General features: G+C 39.3%; 21 protein-coding genes. 13 read left to right on the top strand and 8 right to left on the bottom strand.

The features are described from left to right. The first annotated feature begins 5 nt into the window (after nt 1-5). The 5 genes from UFO1_RS17680 to UFO1_RS17660 all read left to right on the top strand — a co-directional run bounded on the left by UFO1_RS17680 (nt 6) and on the right by UFO1_RS17660 (nt 5,256). Entirely contained in the window at nt 6-938 is a 933-nt protein-coding gene (locus tag UFO1_RS17680; protein WP_038673007.1) for an ABC transporter permease, read from the top strand. A gap of 7 nt (nt 939-945) precedes the next feature. Further along, nucleotides 946-1,848 (top strand): ABC transporter permease, encoded by a 903-nt coding sequence (locus UFO1_RS17675; protein WP_038673005.1) that lies wholly within the window; start codon nt 946-948, stop codon nt 1,846-1,848. 10 nt (nt 1,849-1,858) lie between these two features. After that, nucleotides 1,859-2,863: an ABC transporter ATP-binding protein gene (locus UFO1_RS17670; RefSeq protein ID WP_038673003.1), complete on the top strand. Its 1,005-nt coding sequence runs from the start codon at nt 1,859-1,861 to the stop codon at nt 2,861-2,863. Then, the gene (locus UFO1_RS17665) at nt 2,863-3,831 is read left to right on the top strand and encodes an ABC transporter ATP-binding protein (RefSeq protein ID WP_038673001.1); all 969 of its coding nucleotides are present in this window, start codon (nt 2,863-2,865) and stop codon (nt 3,829-3,831) included. The genes UFO1_RS17670 and UFO1_RS17665 overlap by 1 nt, the downstream gene beginning before the upstream one ends. A 105-nt stretch (nt 3,832-3,936) precedes the next feature. After that, a complete protein-coding gene (locus UFO1_RS17660) occupies nt 3,937-5,256 on the top strand; it encodes a hypothetical protein (protein WP_038672999.1) in 1,320 nt (439 codons plus the stop codon). Nucleotides 5,257-5,347: 91 nt separating this feature from the next. Here UFO1_RS17660 and rsgA read toward each other — a convergent pair whose 3' ends face one another. The 4 genes from rsgA to UFO1_RS17645 form a co-directional block, all read right to left on the bottom strand. Then, the gene (gene rsgA, locus UFO1_RS17655; RefSeq protein ID WP_038672997.1) at nt 5,348-6,436 is read right to left on the bottom strand and encodes a ribosome small subunit-dependent GTPase A; all 1,089 of its coding nucleotides are present in this window, start codon (nt 6,434-6,436) and stop codon (nt 5,348-5,350) included. A gap of 674 nt (nt 6,437-7,110) precedes the next feature. Beyond that, nucleotides 7,111-7,254: a hypothetical protein gene (locus UFO1_RS25315; RefSeq protein ID WP_158442846.1), complete on the bottom strand. Its 144-nt coding sequence runs from the start codon at nt 7,252-7,254 to the stop codon at nt 7,111-7,113. Between the two features lie 33 nt (nt 7,255-7,287). Continuing rightward, nucleotides 7,288-7,809 (bottom strand): CDP-diacylglycerol--serine O-phosphatidyltransferase, encoded by a 522-nt coding sequence (pssA, locus tag UFO1_RS17650; protein WP_144390897.1) that lies wholly within the window; start codon nt 7,807-7,809, stop codon nt 7,288-7,290. 294 nt (nt 7,810-8,103) lie between these two features. Then, the gene (locus UFO1_RS17645) at nt 8,104-8,844 is read right to left on the bottom strand and encodes a hypothetical protein (protein ID WP_038672995.1); all 741 of its coding nucleotides are present in this window, start codon (nt 8,842-8,844) and stop codon (nt 8,104-8,106) included. Nucleotides 8,845-9,088: 244 nt separating this feature from the next. Between UFO1_RS17645 and UFO1_RS17640 the strand changes: the two genes are divergently transcribed. Both UFO1_RS17640 and UFO1_RS17635 read left to right on the top strand, forming a co-directional pair. Continuing rightward, entirely contained in the window at nt 9,089-9,946 is an 858-nt protein-coding gene (locus tag UFO1_RS17640) for a S9 family peptidase (protein WP_158442845.1), read from the top strand. A 64-nt stretch (nt 9,947-10,010) separates the two neighbouring features. Next, complete coding sequence (locus tag UFO1_RS17635) at nt 10,011-10,592, top strand: DJ-1/PfpI family protein (RefSeq protein ID WP_038672994.1); 582 nt, start codon at nt 10,011-10,013, stop codon at nt 10,590-10,592. 183 nt (nt 10,593-10,775) lie between these two features. On the opposite strand, the gene UFO1_RS17630 is transcribed toward UFO1_RS17635, so the two are convergent. Beyond that, nucleotides 10,776-11,126 carry a helix-turn-helix domain-containing protein gene (locus UFO1_RS17630; protein ID WP_038672992.1) on the bottom strand — a complete coding sequence of 117 codons (351 nt, stop codon included), beginning with the start codon at nt 11,124-11,126 and terminating at the stop codon, nt 10,776-10,778. Nucleotides 11,127-11,347: 221 nt separating this feature from the next. Between UFO1_RS17630 and UFO1_RS17625 the strand changes: the two genes are divergently transcribed. The 4 genes from UFO1_RS17625 to UFO1_RS17610 all read left to right on the top strand — a co-directional run bounded on the left by UFO1_RS17625 (nt 11,348) and on the right by UFO1_RS17610 (nt 13,914). Then, complete coding sequence (locus UFO1_RS17625) at nt 11,348-11,896, top strand: flavodoxin family protein (protein ID WP_038672988.1); 549 nt, start codon at nt 11,348-11,350, stop codon at nt 11,894-11,896. Between the two features lie 134 nt (nt 11,897-12,030). After that, nucleotides 12,031-12,231, top strand: coding sequence for a tautomerase family protein (locus UFO1_RS17620; RefSeq protein WP_038672986.1), 201 nt, complete (start codon nt 12,031-12,033; stop codon nt 12,229-12,231). Between the two features lie 171 nt (nt 12,232-12,402). Further along, nucleotides 12,403-13,002 (top strand): DedA family protein, encoded by a 600-nt coding sequence (locus UFO1_RS17615; RefSeq protein ID WP_038672984.1) that lies wholly within the window; start codon nt 12,403-12,405, stop codon nt 13,000-13,002. Between the two features lie 678 nt (nt 13,003-13,680). Beyond that, nucleotides 13,681-13,914, top strand: coding sequence for a 3D domain-containing protein (locus UFO1_RS17610; RefSeq protein WP_201771034.1), 234 nt, complete (start codon nt 13,681-13,683; stop codon nt 13,912-13,914). A gap of 165 nt (nt 13,915-14,079) precedes the next feature. Here the strand turns inward: UFO1_RS17610 and UFO1_RS17605 are convergent, their stop codons facing one another. Continuing rightward, nucleotides 14,080-14,574 (bottom strand): hypothetical protein, encoded by a 495-nt coding sequence (locus UFO1_RS17605; RefSeq protein WP_038672982.1) that lies wholly within the window; start codon nt 14,572-14,574, stop codon nt 14,080-14,082. A 233-nt stretch (nt 14,575-14,807) separates the two neighbouring features. Between UFO1_RS17605 and hcp the strand changes: the two genes are divergently transcribed. Both hcp and UFO1_RS17590 read left to right on the top strand, forming a co-directional pair. Then, a complete protein-coding gene (hcp, locus tag UFO1_RS17600; protein WP_038672980.1) occupies nt 14,808-16,523 on the top strand; it encodes a hydroxylamine reductase in 1,716 nt (571 codons plus the stop codon). 477 nt (nt 16,524-17,000) lie between these two features. After that, nucleotides 17,001-17,591, top strand: a complete 591-nt coding sequence (locus UFO1_RS17590; RefSeq protein ID WP_144390896.1) for a hypothetical protein — start codon at nt 17,001-17,003, stop codon at nt 17,589-17,591. A gap of 184 nt (nt 17,592-17,775) precedes the next feature. Here the strand turns inward: UFO1_RS17590 and UFO1_RS17585 are convergent, their stop codons facing one another. After that, on the bottom strand, nt 17,776-18,783 hold the full coding sequence (locus UFO1_RS17585) for a zinc-dependent alcohol dehydrogenase family protein (RefSeq protein ID WP_038672975.1): 1,008 nt from the start codon (nt 18,781-18,783) through the stop codon (nt 17,776-17,778). A 246-nt stretch (nt 18,784-19,029) separates the two neighbouring features. Beyond that, nucleotides 19,030-19,386 carry a zinc-ribbon domain-containing protein gene (locus UFO1_RS17580; protein ID WP_038672973.1) on the bottom strand — a complete coding sequence of 119 codons (357 nt, stop codon included), beginning with the start codon at nt 19,384-19,386 and terminating at the stop codon, nt 19,030-19,032. Between the last annotated feature and the right edge of the window lie 99 nt (nt 19,387-19,485).

Below are 19,485 nucleotides of genomic sequence, written 5' to 3'. Positions count from 1 at the left end.
AAAGAATGTTCAGTTACACACTTAAACGTACTTTTAATTCAATAATCGTAGTGCTAGTGATCATTACCGTTACCTTTGCCCTAATGCATTCCATTCCTGGGGGGCCTTTTACCAATGAAAAGAAAATTCCCGATGCTATTATGAAAAATATTGAGGCACGGTATAAATTAAATGATCCTTTATGGAAACAGTATACGGACTATTTAGTGAACCTTGCTCACTTTGATTTAGGCCCTTCTTTTAAATATCCTGGTCGTACGGTGAATGATATTATTGGTGAAAGCTTTCCTGTATCCCTACAGTTGGGTGCGGCAAGTATTGCCATCGCTATCTTTATCGGTATACCTGCAGGGGTCATATCTGCTTTGCGGCAAAATAAATGGCAGGATTATCTGACCATGTTTTTTACTACAATTGGTATATCCGTACCTAGTTTTGTTATTGCTACTGCTCTTGTTTATGTATTTGCAATAAAATTGCAATTATTACCGGCGGCTATGTGGGGTGGAGTGGAGTATATGATTTTACCAGCTATTGCTTTGGCTGGTATGCCTATGGCTTTTATCGCTCGCCTGACCCGCTCCTCTATGCTGGAAGTGCTGGGGCAGGATTATATTAAGACTGCGAAAGCCAAAGGCTTGCCTCAGCATATCATTCTCTATCGTCATGCGCTAAAAAATGCTTTGATTCCCGTTGTTACTTATATTGGGCCTATGGCGGCCGGAATATTGACAGGTAGTTTCATAATAGAAACCATCTTTGCCATTCCAGGTCTCGGGCGTCATTTTGTGACAAGTATCTATAATCGTGATTACACGGTTATTTTAGGCGTAACTGTCTTTTACAGCATTTTGGTTGTTGGATTAAATATGCTGGTAGATCTTATCTATCCCTTGTTAGATCCACGAATAAAATTGAGCACAAAGCGGGAGGAGTAGCAGGCAGGTGAATCTAGAATTATTTAAGCCAGCTATTTATAATCAGGCTGCTGACATTACTAGACCAAGTATTACGTATTGGCAGGATGCCTGGATGCGTTTACAAAAAAATAAAATGGCTATGGCAGGGCTATACATTGTTGTTTTTGTCATTCTAATAGCAGCAATCGGACCTGTATTGTCTCATGCTTCTTATTCAGACCAGGATTTATCACAGGCAAATCAATCTCCGAGTATTGAACACTGGTTTGGTACGGATAACTTGGGACGAGATCTCTTTATTCGCGTATTGTATGGCGCCCGCATTTCCATGTCTATTGGAATTGTTGCCAGTTTACTTAACTTTACTGTTGGTGTGTTGTATGGCGGCATAGCGGGTTTTTCAGGCGGCAAAGTTGACAGATATATGATGAACATCGTGGACGTTCTATATAGCATTCCTGTTTTACTATATGTAATATTGCTGATGGTAGTGTTGAAGCCAGGACTAACCAATATTTTTATTGCCTTAGGGATTTCCTACTGGCTACAGATGGCTCGTATTGTACGTGGTCAAATACTAGGTCTCAAAGAACAGGAATATGTGTTGGCGGCCAGGACAATTGGTGCGAGTAATTGGCGTATACTGCTTCGGCATTTGATCCCCAATACTATGGGACCCATTATTATTACTATGACCTTGGCAATACCAACGGCTATTTTTACGGAAGCATTTTTAAGCTTTATTGGACTTGGCGTTTCTGCGCCAATGGCTAGCTGGGGCGTACTGGCTTCTGAGGGAATTACCAGTTTGCGTTCCTACCCTTTTCAACTGTTTTTCCCGGCGATGGCGATCAGCGTTACGATGCTTGCATTTAACTTTCTCGGGGATGGTCTGCGCGATGCCTTAGATCCTCGTATGCGGCGTTAGGAGGTCAATTATGAAAACATTATTAAAAGTACAAAATTTAGCAGTATCCTTTGATACTTATGCTGGTGAAGTGAAGGCAGTTCAGAAGGTTAGTTTTTCAGTTAAGGCTGGGGAAGCGATTGGTATTGTTGGAGAGTCAGGTTGCGGCAAGAGTGTGACGGCTCATGCGATCATGGGGCTAATCCCTAGTCCCCCGGGAAGAATTGTGGAAGGTAGCATCCTATTTGATGGTGTGGATTTATTGGGAAAATCAAATAAGGAAATGGAAAAAATCCGCGGTAATGAAATCGGTATGATCTTTCAAGATCCTATGAGTTCTTTAAATCCCGTTTTAACCATTGGAAGACAGATTGCTGAATCCCTAGAGCTTCATCAAAAAATGTCAAAGAAGGAAGCTTTGGTGAAGGCTGTAGAGATGCTAAGAGTGGTAGGCATTCCTTGTCCAGAAGAACGAGTTAAAAATTATCCTCATCAGTTCAGTGGTGGCATGAGGCAGAGGGCGATGATTGCCATGGCATTGGCATGTAACCCGAAGCTATTGATTGCCGATGAGCCAACGACTGCCTTAGATGTTACCATTCAAGCACAAATCCTGGATTTGATAAAAAGTCTCAATCAGAAATTTAATACGTCTGTTATTATGATTTCCCACGATTTAGGAGTTATCGCCAGTCTATGCAGTCGGGTGATTGTCATGTATGCCGGTAGAATTGCGGAGAGTGGTTCTGTATATGATGTGTTTCACAACCCTCAGCATCCCTATACATGGGGTTTGCTAAAATCTCTACCGCGGACGGATGTAAGCACCAAGGAACCTTTGGCGGTTATTGATGGACAGCCACCTGACTTATTGAACCTACCAAAGGGGTGTCCATTTTCTCCCCGTTGCCCTCACGTTATGCAGGTGTGTATGGAAATGTATCCAGAGGATAGTATGATCAATGAACATCATATGACTCGTTGCTGGTTACAACATGAGAGCGCACCTAAAAATAGGCGGGAGGTGACGGTATAATGCCAGCAGAACCATTATTGGAGGTTCGCAATTTAAAAAAATATTTCACGGTAGCAACTGATTTTTGGGGAAAACCTACAAGCTGTTTAAAAGCAGTTGATGATGTAAATTTTAGTATTAGAGCAGGGGAAACCTTAGGTCTAGTCGGGGAAAGTGGCTGCGGTAAGTCTACTACAGGTCGCACGATTATTGGTCTGTATCAGCCAACAGAAGGAGATGTCTTATATAAAGGCAAATCTGTTGCTGCTGGTGGTAAAAATCAGCCCCTATACCGTGATATACAAATGATATTTCAAGATCCCTACGCTTCTCTGAATCCGCGGATGACGGTAGGAGATATTGTCGGCGAGCCACTGGATATTCATAAGCTTGCTGTCGGCACAGAACGAAGTACTCGTATTATGGAGTTATTAAGTCTAGTAGGGCTCAATAAAGAACACGCCAACCGTTTTCCCCATGAGTTCAGTGGTGGACAACGGCAGAGAATCGGCGTTGCCAGAGCATTAGCCGTCAATCCGAGCCTCATTATTTGCGATGAACCTATTTCTGCCTTGGATGTTTCCATTCAGGCTCAAGTAGTCAATTTACTAGAAAAGTTGCAGAGGGAGCTAGGGCTTACCTATTTATTCATTGCTCATGACTTGGCGATGGTCAAGCATATTAGTACACGGGTAGCCGTGATGTATTTAGGGAAAATTGTGGAACTTGCTGAGACCCCGCAGTTATACGGTTCACCACAGCATCCTTATACACAGGCATTACTCGCTGCTATTCCTATTCCTGATCCAACAGTAGAAGCCGCTAGAAAGCGCGTACCTTTAGAGGGAGATGTACCCAATCCAATTCATCCGCCTTCAGGTTGTCGCTTTCGTACCCGCTGCCCCCATGTCATGTCAGTCTGTGCTGAAGAAGAACCAAAGTTGATTGATAGAGATGGGCATTTTGTAGCATGTCATTTAAAAAAATGATCTTGCATATGAGAACGTAGAGGGGGTGATGTTTACCAAGGAGTGTAGCTCACGAACTTATAAGGTATTCATAAAGCGTTTAACAAAAAAGATGGAGAGTGGAATATGAGAAACAAAATATTAAAAACAGTAGTCTTAGGAGCGTTGTTGAGTATGTCCGCAACAGCTTTTGCCGCGAATCCTTTCGAGCTTGTTCCTACAACGAACTGGACTTATGATGCAATTGGAAACCTAGTCAAAGCTGGCGTTTTTGAAGGCTATAGAGACATTAATTTTAGCAAAAGTCAAACCTATACTCGTTATGAATTGGCTACGTTTGTTGGTAAAGCACTAGCCAATGAGGAGAAAGCAAGCGCTGAACAAAAAGCAACCATTGATAAATTAGCCGTAGAATTCAAGGGGGAACTTACTAATCTGGGAGTATATGCTGCTGCGACCGCTCCTAAGACCGTAACACCTGCTGTTGCCGCTGCGCCTGAAAAGGTTACAATAACTGGTGACACTCGTTTTCGCTATGAGCATACGAAAGGCAGTTCTGATGACGTAAACTTTAGAACAAGATTTGTTGTTGGTGTTGATTTAGGTGATACGTGGAAGTTTAATACCCGTTTTGTCAATAGTAATAATATTACTTCCTATGATGGAAATGATGATAGTGGAAGTTCTATTACGAAGATCAATTTGTCGTATGTGACAGGCAAAATGGGTGATGTTGGTGTAATGTTTGGCAGAATGCCTCTAGCATTGGGGAAGGGGTTGCTGGTAGATACTGATTCCAACTGGGATGGTGCAAAGCTTGATTTTGGCAGTAAGGTAAAAGGCCAAGTAGGTTATGCTCGTGCAGGGGACAAGAAAAAATACTTCTTTACTGATATTACCACCAATGTAACGAAGGATCTAGATATCACAGCATCATACTTAAAGGATTCCAACTATAATAATACAGGGGTTGACCAGGTAATTCAAAACAATCCTAATAAACCTCATTATGGTGAAATCGTTGCTAAGCCGAAGTATGAGGCTGCCGAGTACAAAGCTTGGACAGTTGGCTTTGGCTACAATGGTTTAAAAAATCTCGCAGTCGTTGGTGAATATGGTAAAAATGATGTTAGCAAGACGAAAGCATGGATGACCGGTGTGACATTTAGACAGGCTGACCGCAAAAAAGTAGGTTCTTGGGATACTAGCGTAACTTACAAAAAAGCTGGAAATGGATTTGATCCTGAGTACTGGAGTACAGCAGATGCTACTTTCGCTATGGAGGTCAATGCTATGAATGATATTCAAGGCATTGAGTATGCTGTAGATTATGTTCCATTAAAAGGCGCACTACTTCATGTGAGTTATGGTGATATGAAAAATTATGCTGGAAATAGTAGAGATGCTCGGCAGTATTTTATAACTAATCTTAGTTACAAATTCTAATATTCTAGGGAATGTAAAAATAATATATATGACAAACTCCTGCAAAGCGGCCTAGCCTTGCAGGAGTTTGTTTCAAAGGAAGTATGTGATTTTAAAAACCCCGTCTTTTGTTGTTTTTCTCTTTGATAAACTTTCGTGCATTTTTCATTCCGCCTGTTTCAGCGAACATGGTGGAAATCTTTTCAGCTTCAATCTGCTTAGAATTTAAGCCCTCATACTTAGCCTCTTTTTTTAGCTTTACATAATTTGCGAGCCGCTCATTAGATAATAAGCCATCGTTTATGGCCTTTTGTACCGCACAATTGGGCTCATTCGTATGAGTGCAATCATGAAATTTACACTCTGTTGAAAGGTCATCTATATCGGAAAAAGTTTTTGATAGGTCAGCACTTTCAACCCCAAGTTCTCTCATCCCCGGGGTATCAATAACGACGCCGCCGCTTGGAAGAATAATGAGTTCCCGTCTGGTAGTAGTATGCCTGCCTTTATCATCATTTCTTATTTCTTGAGTTTCAAGGGCGTTTTTGCCCATGAGCTTATTGATCAAGGTTGATTTCCCAACACCAGATGAGCCGATAAATGCAATAGTTTTGCCGCTTCCAATATAATTATTGACAGATAAGAATCCATCTTGATTCATACTAGAAGTAACAAGCACATCAACACCACAGGCAACAGCATCAAGTTTTACCAACTTTTCAGGGAGATTATCACATAAGTCAGCCTTAGTAAGGACGATAACCGGAATTGCTCGACTGTCCCAGGCAACACCAAGATAGCGTTCTAACCTACGGAGATTAAAATCATTATTAAGCGACATACAGATAAAAACCGTATCAATATTTGATGCTACCACCTGTTCCTCATTTGATGTCCCCGCAGCCTTTCTAATAAAAGCGCTTTTTCTTGTCAGAATGTGGTGAATAATTGCATTTCCGCCGATGTCGTCATTTCGGTCGAGCATAGCGAAGTCACCAACTGCAGGGTAATCCGATGAGGTTTTGACAGCAAAACGAAACTTCCCGGAAATAGAAGCAGTTACCTCACCACTTCCTGTTACAACCTTGTATAAGTCTTTGTATTGGGAAATTATACGACCCACATAGAGATTGTCATATAATGTTGACTCGGTAATAAATCTTTGGCTGAATCCTAAATTACTCATATCTATTTTACTCATTTTTATATCCTCCAAAAGTTTTGTAACATAAGCTTTTGGGAGGTCTATACACTAAATTATTTTGTACGCACCTCCCATCTTGTTACAATCCCCGCTATATTATTGTTAAACATAATAACAACTCCTTTCGTCAATCATATGCAGTCTACAATCGAAAGACTATTGTTCCACGCAAACTGCATATTCAATCATTATTATAACATACTCCATGTTATCAGATACATGGAGTAGTTCTAAAAAAGCTTTGGTTATAGTGGCTAGAACTTCTATTAAGTTGCATTTTTCCTTTTAGTATGTGGTGGATTTTGTCGCCAGCCTTTTTGTAGATAAAACCTAATGGTAAGCGCTGTGCAATCCGTAATGCACCATAATAAAAAGGCAAAATAACCTCCGTACACCCCGTAGCCTAATTTTACAGCCAACAGATATGCCAATGGTAGAAATACGAGATAAGCAGATACCAATCCTTCATAAAGGATAAATCGAGTGTCTGAAATAATAATCGGGAAGCTAGCCCACCAATTTTTTTGTAACTGATTATTTATTTCATATTATTTCCTCCTGTGAAAGTAAAAAGACGCCGAACAACCGGCGTCTTTGTAGTAAGTATTTAAAGACAGAAAAGAGTAATAACTTTTCTGTATATGGCAAGAAGATACACTAGTTGCCGTACTTTATAGGTTGCCAAGAGTTTCTGGTAGCTGTTTTTCGGTATGAAGTTGTTTAGAAAAGGACAGATGTATCCCGTTAATACCTAATTTGACTGCATTAACAGGTGATTTTACATCACATTGCATATAACCGAAAACAGTACTCACACTCTTGGCCACCTTTTACAGTGAATTTACTTTTTAGAATTTTTTAAATTTGCGTTTGCAGACCATAAGATAAGATAAAGTAATTATTAATATTACAGTAATTCCTAAAGGTAATAAGAAGTTTATTGTAGCTAGGCAGTATAGGGCCATAAACATACCAGCAAAAGTTATAGGAATACCATAAAATTCTCCGTCAAATTCAGTCACGTTGAATCTAGCTAATCTATAAGCACCAGCCATTGGGAATAATAATACCAATATATATCCCCAAATCCCCAATTGGGAAAATCCATAAAGATTAAAAGCAAGAATAGAAGGGGCAACGCCAAAAGAAATTAAATCGGCTAGAGAATCAAGCTCTTTTCCTAATTCACTTGATACATTTAGACGTCTAGCAACGAGTCCATCATACCGGTCCGCGAGACATGCTAATAATATAAAAAAGCAAGACCATATGTAATTTACTTGAAATAGCATCATGATAGACATTATGCCACACCCTAAATTGGCAAGAGTCAATGAATTCGGTATAGCACTTTTTATTATGATTGTCACAGTAACCACTCCTTTAAAGGTGAATTGCCACATATTTCACTTAAATCACGAGAACGATTAAGTTTCCCAGGCACTTCAATATAGCGTAACATATTCTGGAAAAAGTATAAAACTCCTGCAAAGCAGCCTAGCCTTGCAGGAGAACGGTAATATTATATTAGATCCTTTTTCGATATTAATAAGTCCTTCGGCAAAAATTGGGCAATAATAAACTTTAACTTAAGAGAAAATAGCCATAACTTACTTTTTAAGTGAGTTATGGCTATTGCTTAATGGTTTTTTAGGGATGTTGGCCTATTCTTCTCTGCTCAAAGGAGAATCGTTTGTAAAGGATTTGGTCTCAATGGTGCCGGGGGCGAGATTATTGAGTTGTTCCAGCCGCACAAATAGCAAGAGGGTGAAAACTACTTCAAACCCTTTAAAAACTGGTCCCAAAAGAAAATAAAAAGATAGATATGTAAAATAAGTTTTAAATATGTAGGCAAACAATATCTCTATGCCCTTTATTAATAATAATGAGCTAAATACACGCCACCAATATCCTTTCACCAACTCTTTACTATATTTTAGGGCTTTCATTCCTCGAAGGCCTCGCAAGACAACAGCTTCTAATGTAAATATATATAATATAGTATAGATGATTCCGGGGATGACAAAAAGCAAACCAAGAAGCAAGATTCTCAACATAAATATTGCGTAAGTTATCGCGGCGGTAGAAGATTTTGCACGCGCGAAGCTCATTATTATTGTCCAATTGATGGCTTTATTATATACAATATCTGCAATAAATTGAATCAGTGCACATGATCCTATAATGTGGGAGATAAATCCAACTACAAACAAAAAAACATCAAGGAAATTAAAACTATGGTAGTCTTTGACAGTTCCATGAGAAATTGAATATGGTAGTGACATTGCAAAAGAAATTGCTATAATAGGGCCTATATTTTTTTTGAATATTTTCCAACTTAGGTGGAGGATTTCTATGATTGATAATTCTGGACTCGATTCAAGTAGTTCATTGTAAATCCCCAAAGAAGTGCCCCCTCTATATTTCAATTAACTTTAGATATTACATAACATTTTAAATTAACCTTCTTGTATAATACTGTACTTTGAAAATTTTTTCATCTATCCAAAGATATATATTAATGGATCCGATTAATAACACACGTAGACGATAAGATATAAAATAAGTATGACTGATAAAGAAGGATTATTGTAATATGTGGACAAAGATGATAAAAAAGGAAACGCTATTTATAGGGAGAGTGTTTTTTTGAAAAAAAGAATTGTATTGCTAGTTTTGATTGTACTGATTTGTATTCAAGGAATAGTCTTTGCTGCTGCTCTTGAAACGGAGTTGGTTAAGATTCCACTTACAGTAGAAAATAAAACGTTTCAGTTAGATGCAAAGATTTACAAACCAGTCGGAGAGGGACCGTTTCCTCTACTGGTGATTAACCATGGAACACCCCGTCTTGCTGAAGACAGGGCAAAAACAAACGCTTCGGTTGGATATAAAAATCAGTGTGAGACATTTGCTAACTTAGGATTTACAGTAGTATTTGTTGTACGTCGAGGTTTCGGTAGTTCGGAAGGGGAATATGTTGAAAACAAGGTTTATGCAGATGGGACGCGTAATTATACTAAATCAGGGTTAGAAGCGGCAAAAGATATTAGCGCTACTGTTGAATATATGAAAACTAAGCAGTATGTCGACAGCAAGAGAATCGTTTTATTAGGGCAATCTACAGGAGGGCATTCTGTGATTGCTGCAGGGGCGCTACATATTGATGGTGTTATTGGGATTGTAAACTTCGCTGGTGGGAGGGGGTCTTATGCCCCAGACTTAGTACGCGATGAGAAAAACTTAATTAATTCGATGGCTCATTATGGGAAAACTTCAAGGGTGCCTACGATATGGCTATATTCAGTGAATGATCATTACTTTGGACCGTCTCTTGCTCAAGCAATGGTAAACGTCTATGTAGGTAATGGCGGGCAAGCAAGGTTCATTTCATTACCAACATCTGGAATAGATGGTCATAGTTCGTTTGTGCATGCTCGTGATAACTGGTATTCACATGTTGTAAATTTCTTAAGTGAAATTGGAGCTATAAAAGAGAGCTTATAGAAAACCCCAGGGAGGGAATCGTATATTTTAAAGATGGCAATTTATCATTTATGGGGGAGATTCAATGAAAACATTATTGTTTGTGCTGAAAGGATTTGAAACCATGGAATTCAGCGTTTTTGTTGATGTCATGGGATGGGCGAGAAATGACTATGGGTTTGATGTGCCAGTTGTCACATGTGGCTTTCAAAAAGAGGTAACCAGCACCTTTAACATTCCAATTTTAGTTGATAAAATAATTGATGAAATAAATGTTAATGATTATGACGCTTTGGCAATTCCGGGCGGGTTTGAGGAATTCGGATTCTACGAAGAAGCCTATGATGAACGATTTTTGAATCTTATTCGTGAGTTTGATAAACAAGGAAAAATAATTGCTACAGTTTGCGTAGCGGCGCTGCCCGTGGGGAAAAGTGGAGTGTTAATGGGACGAAAAGCCACTACCTATCATTTGCGGGATGCATATCGTCAAAAGCAGTTGAAAGAATTTGGTGTTGATGTAGTAAATGAGCCTATCGTCGAGGATAAAAATATCATTACCTCCTATTGTCCTGAAACTGCTTCAGGCGTAGCTTTTAAACTTTTAGAGAAGCTGACCTCTATAGAAAAAATGGAGATTGTAAAACATGCAATGGGCTTTAGATGAATATAACACATTCGCTTTCTGGTAGCCGATAGTATAGCTGTTATAATCTTTAGAACTTAATATGTTTTCAGGAAGAATGTTGTAAAAGTATCTAAAACTATTATAGTCAAAAACACTAAAGAGAAACTCAGCACAAAAAGATGCAGAGTTTCTCTTTAGTGTTTTTGCCATATTTAAAATGCACTATTCCTTCGGAAAGCTAAGGTTGGCCTTTGGCCAATTCAATTCGCCCCAGTCACACATGAGGTCCAAAATAGGAACGAGTGTCTCTCCTTTTTGGGTTAAAGAGTATTCAACTTTAGGCGGAATTTGGTGATATTCTTTGCGATCAATCAATTGATCAGTTTCTAATTCTTTAAGTTGTTGGCTCAGCATTTTGTGAGTAATACCTGGGAGTTTTCTCTTCAACTCCCCGTATCTTAAGATCCCGTGCGCGGATAATATATAAATGATTAACCACTTCCATTTGCCACCGAGCACAGACAAAGTATATATTACAGGGCAATCGAAGTTAATTTCCTCACATTTTTCCATATCGACACTCTCCTTTAGTATAGTATCTTCCTTGGTATATAGTATCTACCGCAAAAGTGCATACTTTTATATTGAAAGAGTAACACATATAATTAGATAAAACAACCAACAACTTATAGGAGGAATGACAATGCCTGTAATCGAAGGAGCCCAACAGTTGTGGAGCATTCCAGGCTATGCAAATGAAGAAATTGGGAGTTAATTAAAGGAGGAATCTATATATGTTAAAAAATATACTCGTCTTAACAGGTAGCCCTAGAAAAGGTGGCAATAGCGATAAGCTGGCAGATGCATTTATTGCCGGCGCCCAGCAGGCGGGACACACGACTGTAAAATATGCAACCGCCGATAAAAGAATTAAGGGATGTATAGACTGTCAGACTTGTTTCAAAAAGGGTACAGCTTGTTCGATTCCGGACGATTTTAGTGAGCTTGCGCCGCTTTTGGAGCAAGCCGATATGATTGTGTTCGCAACACCAATGTACTGGTTCTCGTTTCCGGCACAGCTGAAAGCTGCTATTGACAAGTTCTATTCATTTTTAATTTCAAAGAGGACATTAAAGATAAAGGACTGCGCACTTCTAGTCACCGGAGGCGATAAAGATGAATCTAATTACGAGGGTATTGTTACGTCCTATAAACTAATTGCTAGATTCCTGGGTTGGAAGGATAGCGGCGTAATCATTGTACCGGGTCTTCATGATAAAGATGATATTCTGAAAACTGACGGACTAAAGAGAGCTGAAGCATTGGGGAAAAACATACTTTGATTTTTTTAGCAAACACCACTAAATAAGGATTAGTATTATGCGAGAGGAAAGAAGTATGTATTATTTATTGAGGGAGCTTTTTAGCAAAGCGGGGCTACCATTATTAATCAACAACATGGTAAGGAGTGAAACAAATGCCAGTAATCACAATTGAAGCAGCTAAGTTAAGTAAAGAACAGAAGCGTGAATTAGTAGCATCTTTAACTAAATCTGCAAGCAGTATTATGAAGACCCCCGAACAGGCTTATGTCATTTATTGCCAGTTGCATATGCGGCCTGCACAGGCGTGTGTGGTTCTTGTGGTGGCAGTTGTGCAGGAATTATCGTGGGTTTAGGGGCGAGCGGGCTGATTATGGTTGCGAAGCTGTCTAAGCGAAAAAAAGACACTATAGGGATCGCAGACAAACTTTCTCGAAGAGAGAAGATGGCCGCAGAGCTTATAATTCAGGTCAGTCGGACAAATATTTAATACGATTTTCAGCCATAATAGGCTGGGAGGGGATATATTGTTTGACAGAATTCTTGATATTTTAAGCAGCATTGGATTGACAGGGGTGTTTGCTGGAGTCTTTTTGGAAGCGATAGGACTACCATTTCCAGGCAGCGTGTTAGTTGCTTTGGCAGGTTTTTTGTCAAAGCAAGGAGAATTTAATATGATAATAGCCTGGCTGGTATCTTTACTAGGATACATGCTAGGTTCAATTTCTGCCTTTATGCTAGGACGTCGTATTGGAGAACCATTCATAATGAGATGGGGGAGATATATTAGACTAACCCCGGAACGTCTTAGAAAGGCACAGGAACTTCTACAGAAGTCTGCCCCGGCTTATGTTATCGGTGCTCGCTTTCTACCAACAATAGGTAATGTTACTCCCTATGTAGCAGGCATTAGCGGTATTTCTATTATTAAATTTCTTATCTACGACATGGTGCACGCGGTTCTGTGGCTAACCATCTTTCTGTATGTTGGGGCTGCGCTAGGCATGCAATTGCATATGATGGTAGAGAACCCTTGGTTTAAGTGGGGTGCCATTGGAGGCAGCTTATTACTATTCGTTTATGTGTTTAGGGATTTGTTTCCTATACGTAGTAAAAATAAGGTATAAATGTAGATGGCTGAGACCAACTACCAATATATAACGACAACTCCTGCAAAGCAACCTAGCCTTGCAGGAGTTCTGTATTTTAATGGTAAATGGAATAGTAACACAAATGGGCTTTGGAAAGCAGTAATATAAGAACAATAAAAGTATCACCAGTGTTATCCAATGATAGCTGGTGGTACTTTTTATATATGCGAGGGAGGTACATCGCTTTATTACAGCGGTTTTAATGTTTATAGAATCTTTGCATTTATGGTTAAGTGCGTGGACCTTATCAACAGTGATAACAAAAAGTTATTCATTGACTTTGCAAAGAAAAGTATGTAACACCAATGCAAGCGAAGAAACCAAGAAGACAAAATAAGGTTACAGAATGAACTAAGACTTCATAAGATAGTAGGAGAGGCACTCACTAATGCTCCATGTGAATGTTGCATAGGTTTTACGAATGTATATTTTATAAAGTATTTCTGTGATTTATAAGGAGGTCGATGATTACTGCGAATTACACTGCTTATTCTGGTGCTATTTTTCACTGCACCACATTGTTTGTACGAAGATAACTACGAAGCACCCGTGGAGTACGTAGCTCCCATAGAGGAAACCGTAGTTGCGAAGCCAGAGCCTCGATACCGCGAAGTTGTCATGGAAATCTCGTACTACACCGCAAACGATGAAGGTATGAATGGTCATGGAATTACCGCGAGTGGAACTAGGGTAGCCGAGGGGCGCACAGTAGCAATGAGTTCTAGGTATGCCTTGGGAACTAGGATATGCATAGATGGTCATTGGTATGTCAATGAGGATCGAGGTGGTCATATTGTAGGCGATAGGGTCGATGTATACGTTGCAGACAAGGAAGAGGCATTGAGACTCGGGAGGCAGAGGAAAACAGTGAAGATCGAGGAAGAATGAAGATGACTTAGAATAACGGAATATCGAAAAGCACAATTGATAGGATCTAGTGGGACTGAGAATCTGTCCCCTAGTCCAAATTAAGTGGCCAGCAAAGATCGAAAAAAACAAGCCTCGCAGGTAACTGCAAGGCTTGTTTTTAGGGGAAGGCAACAAAGCGTAATCTTACAAAGACGGCAATTGATTTTTCCAGTATTGTAGATCTACGGCGCTTAATGGCAGTTCAATTGCCGAATCGCTGTCGGTGTATTTAAAGAAAACTTTTACAGTATCAGCCTGGGATATCTCCATCAGGACCTGTGGGGGGAAGGTGACAAATAAAGTATTGGTATATTTAAAGGATTTTCCTGTGGGAAAATCTTTTTGCGAATAGGTCGGCGGCTGGGCGGATATCTCGATACTATCTATTTGGTATGTTTTACCATCAGTATCAATGATGAAAAACTTTTCCAGTGGTCCAGAATCATATCGGAAATCGACTATAGATAAGGTTGCTCCTGCAACAGTATTTGTTTGAGGATCAATTACGCCACGAAAATCAATATTACAGTAGGCTGATAAGTTGCTGACAGTACGATTGTCGTAAGAATAAACCGTATAGCTACAATAAAAGGCAATGATGACTATAACGAGTACTAGGATAGTTGTCTTTTTACGCATAATAACTCCTTGAAAAGTGTGTTGTATTTACCGCTTAATGTTACAGGAGATTAGCATTTTTGTCTATATAACAAACTCCTGCAGTAGCTTGGCCTTGCAGGAACTTTGTATTTAATGGTAGATAAATTTGTTTTCCTTTATGTGATTTTGCTCACAGTCAATCGATAGAGTTTTCGCTAGAATAACATCAGAAGATTTAAATAGCGCTTCACAATATAAGGGGGATAAAATATATGTCAATGTTTTGTTATCAATGTCAAGAAACAGCCAAAGGTACTGGCTGCACCATGCGTGGTGTCTGTGGAAAAACGGCTGATGTGTCTAATCTCCAAGACCTGCTCATGTACACACTAAAAGGGATTTCGGTCTATACACTTGAGGCTCGTCAGGCTAAAATTGCTACACCCGAGGCTGATAAGTTTATAATGGAAGGCTTATTTGCAACCATTACCAATGCTAACTTCGATAAGGAGCACTTTGTTGTGCTCGTAAAACAAGCGCTGATCGTAAGAGATAACGTGAAAGCTGCTTTAATAAAAGCCGGTGTAAAGGTAGAAGCTGCAAATGACAGTACGAAATCCATCTGGCAGAAATTAACTGGCTGGTTCACAGCGGATGGAGCAGCAGAAGCTTCTCATGACAGCACTCTGTGGTTTGCTGACAATGCACCAGAATTTGAAAAAAAGGCTGCCACAGTCGGAATTTTGGCAACTGAAAATGAAGATGTCCGTTCATTGCGTGAACTGCTTACCTATGGCGTAAAAGGAATGGCTGCTTATGCTGAGCACGCCTATACATTAGGCTATATGGAGGATGCTATTTTTGCCTTTATGCAAAAAGCGTTAGTTGCCACTATTAACGATAAGCTGAGTGCTGATGAATTGGTTGCTTTGGTGATGGAATGCGGCAAATACGGTGTTGATGTTATGGCCTTATTGGATAAAGCCAATACCAGTACCTATGGCAATCCGGAGATTACCAAAGTCAATATTGGTGTGAGAAACAACCCTGGTATCCTTATCAGCGGTCATGATTTAAAAGATTTGGAAGAATTATTGGAACAAACCCAAGGGACGGGCGTTGATGTATACACCCACGGCGAGATGTTGCCGGCGCATTACTATCCAGCCTTTAAGAAATATTCCAATTTTGCTGGTAACTACGGCAATGCCTGGTGGTTGCAGGACAAAGAATTTGACACCTTCAACGGACCCATTCTGATGACTACGAACTGCTTGGTGCCGCCGAAAGCTAGTTATAAAGACCGCGTGTATGTGACGGGGGTAGTCGGTTTTGAAGGCTTGAAAGAAATCGCTGAGCGGAAAAATGGCAAACCGAAAGACTTTACGGCTCTTATCGCTCACGCTAAAAAATGCCCACCTCCTAAGGGGTTGGAACAAGGGGAAATAATCGGTGGTTTCGCTCACAACCAGGTATTAGCTCTGGCTGATAAGGTTGTGGATGCAGTGAAAAGTGGCGCTATCAAACGTTTCTTTGTTATGGCTGGCTGCGATGGCCGCATGAAGAGCAGAGATTACTATGCTGATTTTGCGAAAGCATTGCCTCAAGACACTGTTATACTGACAGCGGGCTGCGCCAAATACCGCTATAACAAGATTCCGTTGGGTGACATTGGCGGTATTCCCCGGGTATTGGATGCTGGTCAATGCAACGACTCCTACTCGCTAGCACTTATAGCCTTGAAACTTAAAGAGGTTTTTGGTTTGGATGATATTAATAAATTGCCGATATCGTACAATATCGCCTGGTATGAGCAAAAAGCCGTTATCGTGCTCCTGGCGTTGTTATACCTTGGTGTGAAAAATATTCATCTTGGACCGACGCTGCCAGCCTTCCTTTCACAAAATGTAGCCAAGGTGCTTGTAGAGCAATTTGGCATCGGCGGCATCAGCAATCCTGAAGATGATATCAAAATGTTCATGGCCTAAGCAACTGTCAGAATTTATTTTAGCAGTTTTCTGAGATTTAGAGATATTTAGTTATATATGCCTAGACTTAGGCGTAAAAAAGAGGTGGCGAAAGCCACCTTTTCTTATTTGAAGGATTATTTTGTAACTGAAATGAATGTTACTGCATTAGCATTAGGTTTGCACCCACAATACTTTCCTGCACGGCATCCAGAATGCATTCTCAAAAAACAGTCTGAAGGCAAGCTGGATTTTATCCATTTATCTCATTTGCATGTTTAATAGAATACTCCGAGTCATACAGCGGAAGAAACGCTCAAACGATACTGATGATAAGATACTATTCGATTTTTCAATCTTCGTTGTCATTATCTTTATATTTGCAGGTTTGATGCATCAATGTATTGATAGGATATAGATATTTATTTTCCATTTTAAAGGTATTTGTATTTATTAATTGAATTGTTAAATTTGCGTAATAAATACTTGGAGGTTTCTGTGAACATGAAAATTTCTAAAGTTCTGGTATTTACTATCATAATGGTTTTTCTATGTAATTTAGTAGGTTTTGCAAGTTCGCCACAAGTTTCTAATCTAGTTCCAGGTAATGTTTATATTCCCAAAGGGACACTTTTGAAAACTGAGATCATTACTCCTATTAATTCAGGGAAAAACAAAGTAAATGACATTGTTCTATTTAAGACTACAGAAACTATAGTTATTAATGGAGTAGAAGTTATTCCTAAAGGAACTACAGGCGAAGCAGTAGTTACAAAAGCTAGCCCGGCTGGTTCTTGGGGAAAAGGTGGAAAAGTCGAGTTAGCCGCAAAAAGCATAAAAACTCTTAATGGTGTGGAGGTTCCTCTTACATTAGACGCAAAAAAGAGTGGTGGCGGTGCTAATATGGTGCTTGGAGTATTGGCTTTTGGAATATTCTCTGGCTTTTTACACGGCTCAAATCAGGACATCCCTACTGGAACAAAATTTCAAGTAGCTGTTGAAAGTGATACTGATTTACAAGTCACAAATGAAACCCTTGCTGACGTTATGAAAAAAAGCAATGTAGTTACTGTTACCACGGTACAATAGTTTTTTTAATTTTAGACCTAAGTAGAGTATTATGGCACAGCGTAATGATAAAGTAAGATATCCAAGTACTACTAATGTTATCATAAGAAATAACATTAGTAGTACCTTTTTTTGTTAGAGGTAGGAAGATCGGTTCAAAAAATAACGATAGGAGGGACTCACAAGAACCGTCCCTTATGCCTATTTAAGCATTATCGGAAAATGAATGAATGAGAGATACTTTGCCTTGTGATTTTCCAGACTCGATATATTGATGGGCCTCACCGATTTGATAGAATGTAAACTGTTTTTCATCTCGATTAATACGTAATTGATTCTTTTCAATCATCTGACTTATATTATTTAAGATCGTATGATGACGATCTCTTTCAATATTATAAACCATTGGTATTAGCATGAATACCGCGTGGAGACTAATCGCTTTAGCATGCATAATACCAAGGTCGAGAGTCATTCTTGCATTTGTAGTACAAACAGAACCATTGTATTTTACTGCCTTAAAACTATTGATCAAATTATTACCACCTACTGGGTCGAGGACAACATCGAAGCCTTTACCATCGGTATATTTATTTACATATTCATCTACGGACTCCGTTTCGGTAAAAACAGCAGCGTCAGCACCTAATTCTTTTATAATATTCGCTTGTTTTTGACTTCGTACAGTTCCATAGACGACCGCACCCTGTTGTTTGGCCAATTGCAGCGCAATATGTCCTACACCGCCTGCAGCACCCTGAATTAATACTTTATCCCCTGCACGAACCTGTACCTTTTCCCTGAGGGCCTCCCAAGCCGTTATACTGACGAGGGGAAATAAGGCAGCCGTAGCATAGTCTATGTTTGATGGCTTTTTTGCAATTAAGTTAGCAGCGACTAGCATATAGTCAGCTAATGCACCTTGAAGCTGACCAACACCGCCAGCACAGCCAAAAACCTCATCTCCAACATTCCAATGCAGAACATTCTCACCTAGGGCTACTATTTCGCCAGAAAAATCGGCATTTAATATGGCAGGAAAAGCTGGGGTAATTGCTGGCACCAATCCTGAACGGATTTTTGTCTCTATGGGGTTGATACTACTGGCAGCTACTTTCACCAAAACATACCCTGCTTTTACTTCTGGCTGCTTGACGTCAGCTACTTCGAAAACTTCCGGTCCACCATAAGCACGAATTACCATTGCTTTCATTCTAATTCCTCCTATTATGTTATTTATCTATTTTAGATTTTGTTAGTTTACTTTAACGATACGAAATGAATGGTTAATAAAATTACTCTTACGAATACTACAGATATATATTCTTTTAGCAAAAAGCTCCTACCAAAATTTGTAGTAATTTCGGAAGGAGCTTTGTATTATTTGGTAAGTGTAGTCTGTTCATTAACAAACAATTGAATTATAAGTAATAAGGAGATTCCTTATCACTCGGATACTTTACTTTTTGTTATTAAATTCTTCCATCTGTTTCAAATAATTTATTTGAACAGCATTTTTTCCAGCATATTTAATACTATCGACAACATCAGCATTGCTAGTCTTGCCAGTAGGATCTAAATCAGCTTTCATACTATTGAATTGTTCATCAGATATTTCTATGTAACTGCCGCAATTAGGACAAGATATTGAATAGCGGGTATTATACGGAATTACTGGAATAAAAAATAATGTAAACCATGTTCTATTTTTACACAATTGCCATGTTTGTGTACGATTACAGTAACCGCAGGTTTTTTCAAACATTGGTCCTACTACCTTTTTTGTAATCTTGCCCCATCCGAAGAGGAAAAACAAAATAATCACTCCTTATATATACTGCAACAAATTATACTGTAACCAATTATAGCATATTATGGAATGTTACAACATAATTGCACGAAAGCTTTTCTTTTT

It is taken from the genome of Pelosinus sp. UFO1 (assembly GCF_000725345.1).
Classification (GTDB): domain Bacteria; phylum Bacillota; class Negativicutes; order DSM-13327; family DSM-13327; genus Pelosinus.
Note: the sequence above shows the minus strand (reverse complement) of the source record. Positions and strands in the feature narration are given on the sequence as shown.

Coding starts and splice junctions, on each gene's coding strand:
- UFO1_RS17680 (WP_038673007.1), top strand. CDS start 6: ATGTTCAGTTACACACTTAAACGTACTTTTAATTCAATAATCGTAGTG.
- UFO1_RS17670 (WP_038673003.1), top strand. CDS start 1,859: ATGAAAACATTATTAAAAGTACAAAATTTAGCAGTATCCTTTGATACT.
- UFO1_RS17665 (WP_038673001.1), top strand. CDS start 2,863: ATGCCAGCAGAACCATTATTGGAGGTTCGCAATTTAAAAAAATATTTC.
- UFO1_RS17660 (WP_038672999.1), top strand. CDS start 3,937: ATGAGAAACAAAATATTAAAAACAGTAGTCTTAGGAGCGTTGTTGAGT.
- rsgA (WP_038672997.1), bottom strand. CDS start 6,436: ATGAGTAAAATAGATATGAGTAATTTAGGATTCAGCCAAAGATTTATT.
- UFO1_RS17635 (WP_038672994.1), top strand. CDS start 10,011: ATGAAAACATTATTGTTTGTGCTGAAAGGATTTGAAACCATGGAATTC.
- UFO1_RS17630 (WP_038672992.1), bottom strand. CDS start 11,126: ATGGAAAAATGTGAGGAAATTAACTTCGATTGCCCTGTAATATATACT.
- UFO1_RS17625 (WP_038672988.1), top strand. CDS start 11,348: ATGTTAAAAAATATACTCGTCTTAACAGGTAGCCCTAGAAAAGGTGGC.
- UFO1_RS17620 (WP_038672986.1), top strand. CDS start 12,031: ATGCCAGTAATCACAATTGAAGCAGCTAAGTTAAGTAAAGAACAGAAG.
- UFO1_RS17610 (WP_201771034.1), top strand. CDS start 13,681: ATGAATGGTCATGGAATTACCGCGAGTGGAACTAGGGTAGCCGAGGGG.
- UFO1_RS17605 (WP_038672982.1), bottom strand. CDS start 14,574: ATGCGTAAAAAGACAACTATCCTAGTACTCGTTATAGTCATCATTGCC.
- hcp (WP_038672980.1), top strand. CDS start 14,808: ATGTCAATGTTTTGTTATCAATGTCAAGAAACAGCCAAAGGTACTGGC.
- UFO1_RS17585 (WP_038672975.1), bottom strand. CDS start 18,783: ATGAAAGCAATGGTAATTCGTGCTTATGGTGGACCGGAAGTTTTCGAA.